Source organism: Novosphingobium sp. Gsoil 351 (assembly GCF_009707465.1).
Taxonomy (GTDB): domain Bacteria; phylum Pseudomonadota; class Alphaproteobacteria; order Sphingomonadales; family Sphingomonadaceae; genus Novosphingobium.
This window is the reverse complement of the sequence record NZ_CP046120.1, coordinates 1,133,122-1,145,651: the sequence shown is the minus strand read 5'-3', so window position 1 is coordinate 1,145,651 and position 12,530 is coordinate 1,133,122. Positions and strand designations below refer to the sequence as shown.

Below are 12,530 nucleotides of genomic sequence, written 5' to 3'. Positions count from 1 at the left end.
CGCTGGCAAGGTCTCCAAGTAAATCAAGCAGAAATTTTTATATATTTTGCCACTTGAGTAACGGTCAAAATCCACCGAATATTGAAGCAAGAGGTTGGAATAGTTCCTTTGCCCCGTAATACGTTCAGTATCTGACGCGGCCGCCGTCATACGAGCTCGCCACCTGTTTTGGCAGCTTACTACGACTTCGGTTCCTAAAGCGGCCACGCTGCTACCGGCCCCCTCATCCACCCAATCGATCGGGCGTCCAGCTCTTTTCCGCGTATTCATATACCGCTTCGAGACCGAGGCATGGATCGTTCTGGCGATCCGCACGCCCAGCTAATTCCATGAGGACGAGCCAGTTCACGTCCGCCTCGCGGGTGCCCAGCCGCACCGGTGCCAAATCAGTTCCAATTGAGTGAGGATGGATGTGGCGATCCAGCGCCCTCGCTATCTCGGAATCTTCATCGCTGTCTTTCGCGACCCTTGTCGCGGAACTCGCAATCAGATCCGCGATCTGCAGACCTGGGCTGCCGCGGGAATCGGTCAACGCGACGGGTTCGGCCAGATCCCAGCCGAACTGCTCCGGAGAGCCGCCCAAGGCGACGGCCCTCCGGATCGCGAACTCCTTGCCCTCGTCGATAAGGGAAGGAAGAAATGCCGCGATTGGCTTGCTGTCGTCACAAACCACCCGCAACGGACGCTTCTGTCGCCCCCAATGATTGAGGAGACTCCATAGCCCCGCCGCTGATACGTCGAGCACGTACTTCCCTTCGTCGGGCGTTGTCGTTCGCAGCCGAGCGTTGTCGGCGACGATTATGTCGCGATATCCGTTCGCGAAGCGCAGCACGAGCTTGAGAGGGTGGTCTTCCGGTAGATGCACCGATGCATCCGGATCGAAGAGTAGGGGGGCGTCGCCGGGCTCGAGGGAGCGCATGTAGCTCTCGAACTGCACGAGGGTCTCTTCGCCGACCTCATCCACCGAATTGATGAAACAGTACATCGCGACGAACCGGTGGAGGTTCTTCTCATACAGCAGCTCCGGCGAGAACTGGAAGACAGGCTCGAAAACGTACTCGAAAAGCTTGCCGCAGAGCACCACACGCTTGTTTTGGACGACGAAGGAATAGAGGCCGTCTATCTCGGCAAGAACTTGAGCGATCAGGCTTCGGCCCCTCTCGGACGACAGCAGCTTCTGCGCTTTCAGTTCAGGCATCTGGACCGGATTATCTTTCCGCGCACGATCGAGTATCTCCCATGCGCGTCGTTCCTCGATGGCGACGGACGCGTAGGCGAAGACCGGTTGGTTCGCATCGAGGGAGACGCGAACCGGTGAACCCGGATTCGTCCAAGAAGAGATCGAGGACGCCGTCGTTGGCGTCATGTGGTTCGTAGCGTTCGTCGGATGCCATGGCTCGCAATAGCATGTGGACGTTTGACCGGCCCCGCATATTCGAGGTGATTGGTCAGTCACGCCTGCGAAAGTCGATCCTTATCCGTGATCGGCGCTTAGGCGCTCAGCTTGGATCAAATGTCCGCTTGGCGCCGCGCGCCGCCTGAAAGCCGACTGTCAGCTGTCAGCCCCGTTGGCGACACTACGATCAAGTCAAGGGGCGGCATGTTCAACAGGTATTTGGAGACCGCGGAACGACCAGAAATTTGGTTCGAGCATGTTATAAATGGCCAAACGAGCACAAGGCGAGAAGCGACCCAAAAAATGAGCCCTTCAGTCGAGTGATGCGTCACACGCTTAAGCTGGACTAGCGCCTAGGTCTTTGGGCTTAGGCCACGTCCGGTACCAGCGGCTTCTGCGGCAGCGCCGTTTCCTCGGGTGGAAGCGCCAGATCGACTTCGGCGACTTCGTCGGTGTGCACTTCGAAGCGAACCAGCCTGGCCTGACCGAAAGCCGTGGTGATCGCCGCGTCCGCAGCATCGCGGCCGTAAGCCATGGCGATGCGCGCTATCCGCGGGCGGTTGTGGCGTGCGTCGAACGCGTACCAGCGCCCACCAACGTAAGCCTCGAACCACGCGGAAAAGTCCATCGGCGCGTCGATAGGCGCGATCCCGATGTCGCCGAGATAGCCGGTGCAATAGCGTGCGGGAATGTTCACTGCGCGGCACAGTGTGATCGCCAGGTGGGCGAAATCACGGCACACCCCGAAGCGGTCTTCGAATGCCGAGACGGCGGTTCGCGCCGCATCGGCCTTCGCGTAGTCGAACTCGATCCGCTCATGCGCGCCATCGACCAGCGCCTGGACCCGTTGCCAACCAACGCTCAGATGCCCGGCGATCTTCCACGCCTCGTCGGCGAGCAGGTCGACCTCGCAATAGCGCGATCCGAGCAGGTAGACGAGCGCATCGTCGGGCAGCTCGGCGATCGGGTGCTGCGGCGCGTCGGGGACCACTGGATCGTGCTCGCCGGAATCTGTGATCACGAAATCGGTGCGAATGGCGATGCCGCCGGGCGGGATGACGAAACGGCTGCAGACGTTGCCGAACGTATCGAGATAGCGACGAACCGGCACTCTCGGCTCGGTTTCGAACACCTCGGCCGAGCGCAAGCCCGGGCGCCGTTCGGGGCGGACATTGAGCAGCGCCATCATCGGCACCTCGGCGTCGGTCTCGAACGCAATGTCGAAGCCGGTGCGGATCAGCATCAGGCGGGCTCCTTCGCGGTGAAGCGGGGGTGGCGGGTGGCAAGATCGAGGCGCTTGATCCGCACGTCGACCGTCATGTTGAGCGGGCTGTCGGCGGCGCCGCGCCAAAAGCCCGAAAGCGGCAGCGCTTGAATGGGATCACGCGCCACGGCGACGCGAATCAGTCCTTCATTGCCGATGGTGCCGTTGGTCGGATCGACCTCGATCCAGCCGGACCCGGGAAGGAAGACCCGCACCCAGGCATGGGTACTACGCCCGCCGACCCGCTCGCGCCCGTCGGGGTCGTAGAGATAGCCCGAGACGAACCGCGCGGCGAGCCCCAGCGCGCGCACCCCCTCGATCATCAGCATCGCAAAATCGCGGCAGGTGCCGCAGCGCGTGGCCAGCGTCTCGGTGGGGGTCTGAATGCCTTTCTCCTCACGCCGGCGGTAGTCGAATTGCTCGTGGATCGTCTCGGTTATGACCCGCAGCAGATCGAGTGAGCGGATCGGCGTTCCGCTGGGAAGAAACCTGCGCGCCCACTCGTCGACCTCGCGCCGCCGGTCTGAATAGTGTCGTTCGATCGAGCGCTGGAGGTCAGGGAGATCCTCGGCCGAATAATGGAACGGAAAACGTTCGGCATAGTCCTCGACTTTGATCTGCTCGGGACCGATTGGCAAATGCTCGACCTCAGCCGAGCCGCGGACCTCGAGCTGATCGGCGAGCGTCGAAAAGTTGGCGATGGCCACGGCATTGCCGAATACGTCCTGGACCCAGCGCAGGCTTTCGGGCTCGGGGGTAATTTCGAGCTCGGCGGAGAGCAGCCGCTGGTCGTAGCTCTCGCGTGGCCGCAATAGAATGCGGTGCTCCCCGAACGCAACGTCCTGGCGATAGCGATAGCGGGTAAGATGGTTGATCGAGACAGTAGGCATTGAAACAAAACTTGTGCGTGGGCTTCCCGGGGAACCCTGACAGCGCTGTTTTGATCCGGAAGAGTCTCGGAAGAGCGAAAGTTAAGAAACCGGCCGATCCGGCTACTATACTCTTGGTCTTGCGATGCCTCAAGGACGAGGACCGAAAACCCCACTTTTGGCCGGCGAGGTGTAGACCGGGCCGTCGATCGCGTCGGCCAGCTCGAGCTGGGGAAACGCCGCCACGAACCGCTGGGCATCATCGATCGAGCGGAAGTAGTAGGCGGTGGCCGCGCTTCCGACCGATTGCGCCGGTCCCCAGGACCATGCCAGCTTGGGCAGTTCCCGGCGCAACCAGGTTTCCGGATATTCGGGTAACCCGAGCATCCTCGTTCCCCCGATATGAGCCTTGAACTTGACCCGGATCGGATAGGCCCGATCGTCGGCTTTGAACTGTGACTCGGAACGTCTGACCATGCGCCTTCATGAGCGCGAGGCCCGAGCGGACGCAAGGGATTTGTTCCTTGTTCGTTCTGCTCTATGATCGAGGCTCGATTCGGAGGCAGACGATGGCCAGCATTGACGACGGCGAGATATTCCTGGCGATAGAAGGCGCGACCGAAGCCGAGCTGCGCGCGGGCATCGTGGCGGCGCGGCTGGAACTGGAGCGCAGCGGATTGCCCTTCGATAAGGTCTTCGCCGCCGAATGGGAGTGCGAGGGCTATGATTGCCGGGGCAAGGCGGAGGCTATTCCCCAAGACGTTCGCGACGCCCTCGGCGTGAGCTATCGGGCATCCGCGGCGGCGGCGCAGGCTGCGGGCGGCAGAGATCGCCTCCACGTTCGCATGGAGCTTTGTTACCTTTCGCGCATCCTGGAAGCCGAGAAGGTCGAACGCGAACATCCAGGCTACTACGCCGATCCGGTCCGCCCCGGCCCGCACTACCAACTGGAGCGAGCTCGGTCTGAGCTCGGCCGGGGAGGGAGGAGCGACGATGTCTAAAGGGATCGAAGTTCCGGAATTTGTCTTCGACATCCCGGCCGATGCGCCGCCCGAGCAGCAGCTCTACATGCGCGCCCAGATCATCGTGCAGTCCGCGTTCCACACCTTCGGCGACCGCGAGGCGGTTCCCGCCGCCGCCACCCTCGATCGCGCCGAACTGACCAAAGCTGTGGCGATGGCCCTGGCGATGCTGCTGGTCTCGAACCGCGCGCTCAAGACGCGGCGCGACCTGCGCCTGGAAAGCGAGAAGTGGGCCAAATACGTCGCCGGCCTCGCCAACGCGATGCATGATGGCGGCGACGATCCGGCGAGCAAGATTTTCCAAGCGCTGGGCATGTGGACGACCGAGGGGACAGCGTGAGCTATCGCCTGGGTCGGCTTCACGCGCTCGATGCACAAACCCAGACCCTAGGGCAGCGTGGCATTCGCAAGACCCGCAGCGGTGTTGCTGGCGCCTTGACGCGCTGGGAGATGGGTGCAGGCGAACCGCTTACGTACGCTTGGCCCATAACTCGCTTGTTCGTTCGACCACCACCAGGTCGGGATATGGGCGGCAGAGCAATTCTGCATTGTCGGGCGGACCGTCCAGCCAATCCTGCCAATCGTCGCGTCTCACGATCACTGGCATCCGATCGTGAACGTCGGCGACGTGGATACACGCCTCGGTCATGACCATCGAATAGACCGGGCCCCACTCGGGCGAATCCTTCCAGATGCCAGCGGCGGCGAACACCTCCTCGTCGGGGAGGCTAAACCAGGTGCGGGTCATTCGGCCTTTTTGACCCTCGGCTTCGGCGAATGCCGTCACCGGGATCAGGCAGCGCCGCTCCTGAAAGCTGTAGCGCCACATGAAGCTGTCGAGCTTGTCGGCGCGAGCGTTGTTCACCGGCCTCGGCTTGAGCGGCTGTCCGCTCTTGCCCTTCATGACTAGCGGGAATCCCCACGTCATCGACCGCAATTCACCCCCCGCCACGACCAGACCGGGGTAGCCGGGGTAGACTTCGCCGCCGGCGTTGCCGATTTGGCCGACCGCGGCGCTGAATAGCCGGGCGACCTCATCGGCGCCCTTGGTCATGCGGTATAGATTGCACATCCTTGTCAGCTCCGGTGCCGGTTGACGACCCGCTTCCAATCGCGCGCATCGGGCGCCTGCACAAGGTCATCGGCGGCGTCGCTGGTCTGCACGATCGCCGGCCCCCGCACTTTGACCTGTCGCTCTGTCCAGCACGGTTCGCAATAGCAGCGCTTGGCGATTGCGGGAATCGCGTCGTCCCAGCCCTTGCGGTCGGCCAGCCACCATAGGCTAGGCGCGTCAACGACTCTCGAATGGCCGCAGGCCCGGCAGGTCATCCGCAGGTTGAGCTTGAAGCGCGCGCAATCGAGCAGCGTGCGCAGCGGCCGGTAGTCCTCCTTGCCCGGAACCCAGCCGAAGCGCGGCTGCCTCATCGCCCCGAGCGCGTAGGCTCTTCGAACAGGGTGGGGTGGGCACCGGCCAGGTCCGGTCCGGCGGTCACCTCGAAGCAGCCGAGGCGCTCGGCGAGATACAGGGCAAGCGAGCGGGTGGCCTTCGTCCGATGATAGCGATCGGCATGATTGAGCGCAGCAATCGCGGCGGGCGGGCTGCAGGCGAGAGCGACCTCAAGGTGGGTCGCTAGGCTCTCGGGGTCGATTCGGGTCATGGCTTTGTTGGAACATACAAAGAACAAAATTTCAACATCGGCGAGGACGCTCTTCCCACACGTTTCACACCTGTGGTTCTGGCCATCACCCTTGGGCGCCGTGATCAACGGACCATGCGATCCCAGATGGGCTCCTGTTCAGTGTCGGGTGCAGGTTGCGCATAGAAGGATCGCCGGGTGTCAGGCCTTGGCATCGTTGCACATTACAAACCGGCCCGGGAGATGCACTCGACTGAAAGCCTACCAACGTTCTACGCGTGTGCTTCCTGTTGCCGTGCACTTTTACCAGGCACTCCGCCACAGCATCGACGGCACGGTTGTCCGGATCCGCAGTGTGCCTCCTCGATCTTGGCGAGCCGCTGATCAGGTCCAGCCGCTCCTGGCAGCGCATTCGATTGCGAACATGATTTGCAGATTGCAGCGGCAAATAGGTCAATGTGCGAAGTCTACGCGAGGTTCCCTTGATGGAAAATCAAGGAGCCTGTCTACGAATCGTGAGCGATTGGGAATGCAAGTGGTACAGATCGGTAGCCAAACAATCGGAGGATGAACGAGATGGATTCGGAAACCCTCAGGGCCGCCGCGAGGCTTGCGCGAGCGAGGAGCAGCCCGCCGCGATCGGTGGATCATCGAGACGCACTAGAGCGCCTGGGCGCTCGACGCGCGCTGGACCAATTGGCGAGAGATCTGGAGGCCACTGCGGACTTTAAGGAAAGCCGAGGACGGAAGGGCCGCTGACGACGGAGCCAAGCCGATCCGGTCCTCAACCTGCGCCTAGACTAAGCCAGCGACCCAGGCGGCCTCTGAACGCAGCTTTCTGCTGGGCCGTTTCGATCCTCGTAATTCGTTCCCGCATTCGGTCGAGAATGGCGCTGGCTGCCTGTGTCTGGAAGGCTTGCCCCGCACGCTCGGTAGGCGCGATGGCGGGTTCGATGCCGTAAGACAGATAGTCACTGTTGCCCACCTGGGCGGCGTGCTTGAGATCGGCTAGCCGGTCGAACGAGCAGAACTCGTGATGGCATCATCTGTGGCCTGGCTGAATCGGGGTCCACCCGTTCGTCTCACAGCCCCGTCCTGGCGCGGTCGCGGCGGCGCGCAACCCGGCGGTCCCGCGGCCCGTGTTGCCCTTACGGGCTGCCCGCGCCAGCCTTGGCCCGCGGGTTCCCCTTGGGGCTTTGCCCCTGCGGTGCGCTCCGCCGCTGGTGTCCGCGCCCTCCTTTGGGCTGTCGAACGGGATGGTCCCGCAAGACAGATCAGGAGAAAACCCATGACCAACATCGTTCTGCTCGTCGGCAACCTCGGCGCCGACCCCGAGCTTCGCACCACCACTGGCGGCACCGACATCGCCAGCTTCAGTCTCGGCACCAGCCGGCCCAAGCGCGACGGCGAGGGCAAGACCTTCAAGGACAGCCAGGGCTTCACCGTCAAGGACACCGAATGGCACCGGGTCACCTGCTTCAACGGGCTGGGCAAAACCGTCGCCCAGTACGCCGCCAAGGGCATGCTGGTCTCGGTCCGAGGGCGGATCCACAACACCAAGTGGACGGACAAAGACGGCATCGAGCGCTACGGCTACGAGATCATCGCCGACGACGTCCAGTTCCTCAACCGGCCCAAGCAGGCCGAGAGCGAGCCGCAGGAACCGATTGATCCCGAACTCGAGATGGCCGAGTAAAGTCCTCTCCTCCCTGATGCCCCGGCGGTTCGCCGCCGGGGCTTTTTTGTGTCCGGACAGCGCAGGAAGGAAGAGCAGAGGGGGCGAGGGTGGGAGGGGGCTGTCTCGGTGGAGTCCGAGTATGGCGGGCGGCGGGACGGCTGATCAAGGATGCGCGGTCCCCCCCAATTTGCTATCGCAAATCGGTTCCCCCACGCCCCGCTTCGCGGCGCGACCAGCAAGCTGGCCGCGTCCCTGACAGCCGCCCCGCCGCCCGCCTCCGAGAGCTTCGTCTTCGATTGGGAGACGCACTTGAGGAGATTGGTCATGTCCTTCCAGCCGCTGTTCGCAAACGCACAGGTTCTCAACTGCAACGCGCAACTGGACGCGCTCAAAGCGCAGTTCGGTTCAATCGTCGCGTCGCGCATTCTCGAGGCCGAAGCAGCCGACTTTCATTGGCAGGCGCGGGTTCGCGAGCGTTATCTCGGACAGTATTGCGACGACGTGTTCGGGTCGGGCGAGGAGCTGTCGCGGATCGCGATCCTGAGCCAGCTTGGCGGACAATGGCATGCTGGAGTGTGCCTGGCGGACGGCGACGGCGAGGTCGAAACGCTGCTTTGGCTGCGCTCGTTCGGTGACCTGGAAGGTGCCGAAGGCGAATACGATCGGGCGCATTGAGCAACGCGACCGAGATCATTTCGAGGGCGGCACGGCGACGTGTCGCTCTCTTTTTGCCGATGCGGTGGGTCGATCGCGGCGTCGAACAGGCTGCTGCTGAAGGGGTGAATTTAAGGCGGAGAAGGAGGCGGAAGGAGGGGGAAGGGTAAGGCAAGATAAAGGAGCGGCACTGGCGTGCGCTCAAGTCCTTGTCTGCACATCGTTTTTTGTGGCGCGAGTCGGCACTGTCGGCGCGCGGGCAGTGCCGTCCGGCTCGCGAACGGCGCAAATCCGCCATTCCTGGCGGCACCGCTTGGCCCAACGCCGAAATCCCCGCAGGATCGGCGGCGATGGCCGGCGACGAAGACTTCACGCCCCGTATTGGGCGGATGCGCGCGACCAAGGGTCGCCGAGCGGCGCGCTACGCCTCGCTGGTCCTGGCCGCGACCAATCTCGCCCGAGGCGGGGTCGGGGTAGGCGCGGGCGGACGCGCGCCTGGCGCGAAAGTCAGCCGTGGCTCGGGTGTCGGGCGGGTCCTCGCGAACCGCGGCCGGCTCGCAGCGTTTCGCGCGCGGCGGGTGATCGTCAAGGCGCGCATCGTCCGCCTGGCCTGCAAGGGCGCCGCCGGGGCGCGGGCCCATTTGCGCTACCTCGAGCGGGACGGAACCACGCGCGAGGGCGAGCGCGGCAGCCTCTACGGACCGGCCTCGGATCGGGTCGAGGCGCGACCCTTTCTCGAACGCGGTGTCGGCGATCGTCACCAGTTCCGGTTCATCGTCTCGCCCGAGGACGGCGCCGAGTACGACGACCTCAAGCCGCTCGTGCGCCGGCTGATGGAGCGCGTCGGACAGGATCTGAGAACGCCGCTCGACTGGGTCGCGGTCGATCACTTCAACACCGGCAATCCACATTCCCACATCGTCGTGCGCGGGGTCGATGCCAGCGGACGCGACCTGGTGATTGCGCGCGACTACCTGACCCAGGGCATGCGCGAGCGCGCGGCCGAGCTGATCGCGCTCGACCTGGGGCCGCGCGACGATCGCGCGATCGAACGCTCGCTTCGTGCGGAGATCGGACAGGAGCGTCTGACCGGGATCGACCGGCGCTTGCTCGCCGATGCCCGCGAGGGCGGGCTGGTGCTCGCCGCGGCGCGCGAGCCGTTCGAGCAGAGCCTGCGCGCCGGGAGGTTGGCGACGCTGGCACGGATGGGGCTGGCGCGTGAGGTCGGGAGTGGGGTGTGGCGGCTCGAGGACGGCCTGGCCGACACCTTGCGGCGCATGGGCGAGCGCGGGGACATCATCCGCACGATGCAGCGCACCTACGCGGGGCGCGACAATGCTCCGGCGCTGAGCGACCGCGCGATCTACGATGCGGCCCAAGCGCGTACGGCGCCGCTTGTCGGCAAGGTCGTGACGAGCGGACTTGCCGACGAGCACGCCGATCGCCGCTATGTGGTGATCGAGGCGACCGACGGGCGAGCACACTACGTCGCGCTCGGCGCAGGTGCCGGGTTCGAGCCGCTGGCCGAAGGCTCGGTCGTTCGCGTCGCGCCGCGCGCCGGCGGCGTGCGCCAGGTCGATCGCATCGTCGCCCAAGTCGCCGCGGCCAACGATGGCATCTATCGGACCGAGGCCCACTTGCGCCACGATCCATCGGCATCCGAGGAGTTCGCCAAGGCCCATGTGCGACGGCTCGAGGCCTTGCGCCGGGGCGGCGCCGCCGTCCGCAATCCGGACGGGAGCTGGAGGATCGGTGCCGATCACCTGTCCCGGGTCGAGGCCTACGAGGCGGCGCAACGACGCAGCCGGCCCGTCGTGCTGACGGTGCTCTCCCCATGGCCGCTCGAGCAGCTGGTCGATCACGAGGGAGCGACCTGGCTCGACCGCGAACTCACGAGCGCATCACCGGTACCACTGCGTGAGGCGGGGTTCGGCGCTGAGGCGCGGCGGGCCCAGGAGCAGCGGCGGCGCTGGCTGATCGCTCAGGGCCTCGGCCGGGATGAAGCAGGGCCAGGGGCGTGGCCGGCGGACCTGCACGCGCGGCTCGAGCGCCGCGAGGTCGCAGCGGCAGGGGCGCGGCTCGCCGGCCAGCTCGGTCTCGCGCACGTCGAGATCAAGCCCGGCGCGCGCATCGAAGGCACCCTGCTGCGCCGCGAGCAGCTGGCAAGCGGGGCCTATGCGGTCGTCGGGCGGTCCCGCGAGTTCGCGCTGGTGCCGTGGCGCCCCGAGCTCGAGCGGCATCTGGGCAAGCAGGTTTCGGGGATCGTGCGCGCCAGCGGAATCAGCTGGACGATGGCGCGCCGCCGTAGCGGGCCGGGGTTCGAGCCGCCGTCAGGTTGACCGGCGCACACGACTTCGCTGGAGGGCTCAGCGGCCGAGCTGGAGCACCGCGCCGTCATCACGGACCTGCAAGTCCAGCGCCGCACCGAGCTTGCGCGCGAGAGGTCGCGTGCGCCGGACGTCGAGGACGCCCGACACCGGAATGCTCGCCAGGTCGGGGCTGGCGAGGACGATGTCGGGATTTCCGAGGCGATTGGCGATATCCACCACGCGCGCGAGCGTCGCGCGTTCGAACCGCATCCGGCTTGCCGGCCAGCTCCCGTCGAGCCGGGTTGCCCGCTTGCCGTCGCCATCGACGACGACGGCGTCACCCTGAGCGATCGCCGTCGGAGCGGCCGCCGCCGGATCGCTGATCGCCACGCTGCCTTGCAGCGTTGCGACTGACACGCTGGCGCCTTCCAGGGCGACGTCGAAGAGGGCTGACCGCGCGGCAATGGTTTGCGCACCCGCTTCGACGCGGAGCGCGTGCGAGGTTTGGCGCCCGTCGATGCGGACCCGGCCCCCGACGATGCGGATTGTGCGGATGCCCGAGCGGAGCGCGGTGGCGATCTGAGAATTGGCATCGAGGACGATCCCGGTCCCGTCGGCGAAGCGCAACCCGCGCACGGCGGGTCCAAAGTTGCTCACCGCAGCAAAGGCCGGCGAGGAGGCGAGCTGCCAGGCCCACACACCGGCGACCAGCGCGACCGCCGCGAGCGCCATCGCGGCGACCGGACGCCAGCCCCCACGCGGCGCGGCAGCCGGTGCGATGTCGTAGTCGGCCCTCGGCAACTTGGCTCCCGCCGACGTCAGCGCTTCCATGTCTGCATAGGCGCGTGGATGCGCGGGGTCGGCGGCGAGCCAGGCCTCGAAGGCTGCGACCTCGGTTTCGGAACGCGGCTCGAGCATGCGCGCGTGCCAGGACGCGGCGTCGGCCTGCACCTGTTCCGCATTGCGCCCGCCCGGCCCGCTCACGCCGAAGGGTCCGTGGCTTGCCGCAGCTCGAGAAGCGCCTTGGCCATCTGCTTCTTCACGCCCTTCTCGCTCATCCCGACCGCCGCGCCGATCTCGGCGTAAGTCATATCCTCGAGGCGGTGGAGCAGAAATATCTTCCTGCGCCGTGGGTTGAGCCTCGCGAGCGCCTGTTCGAGCCCGCGCAAGGCATCGCGGCTTTCGAGGAGCGGATGCGGGTCGACGTAGCGGCCGGCAGCGGAAACAGCCTGCTGTTGCAGGTAAAGCGCGTTGTGCGCGGCGGTGCGGGCGCGGTCGCGCAGCAAGTTGGTGGCGACCCGCGTCAGGTAGGCTTCGGGGCAATCCACGGCGGCCTGCCCGTCAGCGGCGGCGCCGGCGAAGCGGACGAAGGTTTCCTGGACGAGGTCGCCGGCGTCGTCGCTGCCAGTGCGCCGGGCGAAGTAGCGGCGCAGACGCGCGGACTGGGTCCGATAGAGTCTCTCGAGAGCGCTTGCCGTCGTCGTGTTCGACGGCGCGGTGCCGGACGGATCTCCACATTCGTCCGCGGCGACCGTTGGCGAGAACGACGCATTCATGGCGCGCGCTCGCGAGCGTTGCGCGCAACCAGCCTAACCGACGACTTTCCTGCTCCCATCCGCCTTGCCTCCGTCAGAGGCACCGGCCGGAGCCGGGTGGTGAGAACATGCTTGAGGGCATGCGCCAGCGCCTTTAGCCGCGAGC

The 12,530-nt window shown here is 65.5% G+C and carries 14 protein-coding genes; 5 read left to right on the top strand and 9 right to left on the bottom strand.

The genetic code is table 11. The features are described from left to right. Positions 1–223 precede the first annotated feature (223 nt). The 4 genes from GKE62_RS05480 to GKE62_RS05465 all read right to left on the bottom strand — a co-directional run bounded on the left by GKE62_RS05480 (position 224) and on the right by GKE62_RS05465 (position 4,006). On the bottom strand, positions 224–1,366 hold the full coding sequence (locus GKE62_RS05480; protein ID WP_154691359.1) for a DUF3800 domain-containing protein: 1,143 nt from the start codon (positions 1,364–1,366) through the stop codon (positions 224–226). 397 nt (positions 1,367–1,763) lie between these two features. Continuing rightward, positions 1,764–2,639 (bottom strand): transglutaminase family protein, encoded by an 876-nt coding sequence (locus GKE62_RS05475; RefSeq protein ID WP_154691358.1) that lies wholly within the window; start codon positions 2,637–2,639, stop codon positions 1,764–1,766. Continuing rightward, on the bottom strand, positions 2,639–3,550 hold the full coding sequence (locus GKE62_RS05470) for a transglutaminase family protein (protein WP_154691357.1): 912 nt from the start codon (positions 3,548–3,550) through the stop codon (positions 2,639–2,641). The genes GKE62_RS05475 and GKE62_RS05470 overlap by 1 nt, the downstream gene beginning before the upstream one ends. Before the next feature lie 129 nt (positions 3,551–3,679). Further along, complete coding sequence (locus tag GKE62_RS05465; protein WP_154691356.1) at positions 3,680–4,006, bottom strand: hypothetical protein; 327 nt, start codon at positions 4,004–4,006, stop codon at positions 3,680–3,682. A 92-nt stretch (positions 4,007–4,098) separates the two neighbouring features. Here GKE62_RS05465 and GKE62_RS05460 point away from each other — a divergent pair, with 92 nt between their 5' ends. Further along, complete coding sequence (locus GKE62_RS05460) at positions 4,099–4,530, top strand: hypothetical protein (protein ID WP_154691355.1); 432 nt, start codon at positions 4,099–4,101, stop codon at positions 4,528–4,530. Beyond that, positions 4,523–4,891 (top strand): hypothetical protein, encoded by a 369-nt coding sequence (locus GKE62_RS05455; RefSeq protein WP_154691354.1) that lies wholly within the window; start codon positions 4,523–4,525, stop codon positions 4,889–4,891. The genes GKE62_RS05460 and GKE62_RS05455 overlap by 8 nt, the downstream gene beginning before the upstream one ends. Positions 4,892–5,020: 129 nt before the next feature. On the opposite strand, the gene GKE62_RS05450 is transcribed toward GKE62_RS05455, so the two are convergent. From GKE62_RS05450 to GKE62_RS05440, 3 genes are read right to left on the bottom strand one after another with little or no spacing between them, the layout of a single operon-like run. Further along, entirely contained in the window at positions 5,021–5,623 is a 603-nt protein-coding gene (locus GKE62_RS05450; protein ID WP_154691353.1) for an SOS response-associated peptidase, read from the bottom strand. Between the two features lie 5 nt (positions 5,624–5,628). After that, positions 5,629–5,976, bottom strand: a complete 348-nt coding sequence (locus GKE62_RS05445) for a hypothetical protein (RefSeq protein WP_154691352.1) — start codon at positions 5,974–5,976, stop codon at positions 5,629–5,631. Next, complete coding sequence (locus GKE62_RS05440; protein ID WP_154691351.1) at positions 5,973–6,209, bottom strand: hypothetical protein; 237 nt, start codon at positions 6,207–6,209, stop codon at positions 5,973–5,975. The genes GKE62_RS05445 and GKE62_RS05440 overlap by 4 nt, the downstream gene beginning before the upstream one ends. A gap of 1,267 nt (positions 6,210–7,476) precedes the next feature. On the opposite strand from GKE62_RS05440, the gene GKE62_RS05435 reads away from it, so the two are divergent. From GKE62_RS05435 to rlxS, 3 genes are all read left to right on the top strand, one after another. Continuing rightward, positions 7,477–7,884, top strand: coding sequence for a single-stranded DNA-binding protein (locus GKE62_RS05435; RefSeq protein WP_154691350.1), 408 nt, complete (start codon positions 7,477–7,479; stop codon positions 7,882–7,884). 306 nt (positions 7,885–8,190) lie between these two features. Continuing rightward, the gene (locus GKE62_RS05430; RefSeq protein WP_154691349.1) at positions 8,191–8,541 is read left to right on the top strand and encodes a hypothetical protein; all 351 of its coding nucleotides are present in this window, start codon (positions 8,191–8,193) and stop codon (positions 8,539–8,541) included. 329 nt (positions 8,542–8,870) lie between these two features. Beyond that, positions 8,871–10,859: a relaxase/mobilization nuclease RlxS gene (gene rlxS / locus GKE62_RS05425; protein WP_154691348.1), complete on the top strand. Its 1,989-nt coding sequence runs from the start codon at positions 8,871–8,873 to the stop codon at positions 10,857–10,859. Positions 10,860–10,886: 27 nt separating this feature from the next. Here rlxS and GKE62_RS05420 read toward each other — a convergent pair whose 3' ends face one another. Beyond that, positions 10,887–11,813: a FecR domain-containing protein gene (locus tag GKE62_RS05420; protein WP_154691347.1), complete on the bottom strand. Its 927-nt coding sequence runs from the start codon at positions 11,811–11,813 to the stop codon at positions 10,887–10,889. Next, the gene (locus GKE62_RS05415) at positions 11,810–12,385 is read right to left on the bottom strand and encodes an RNA polymerase sigma factor (protein ID WP_154691346.1); all 576 of its coding nucleotides are present in this window, start codon (positions 12,383–12,385) and stop codon (positions 11,810–11,812) included. Before GKE62_RS05415 ends, GKE62_RS05420 begins: the two co-directional genes overlap by 4 nt. Positions 12,386–12,530: the final 145 nt, after the last annotated feature.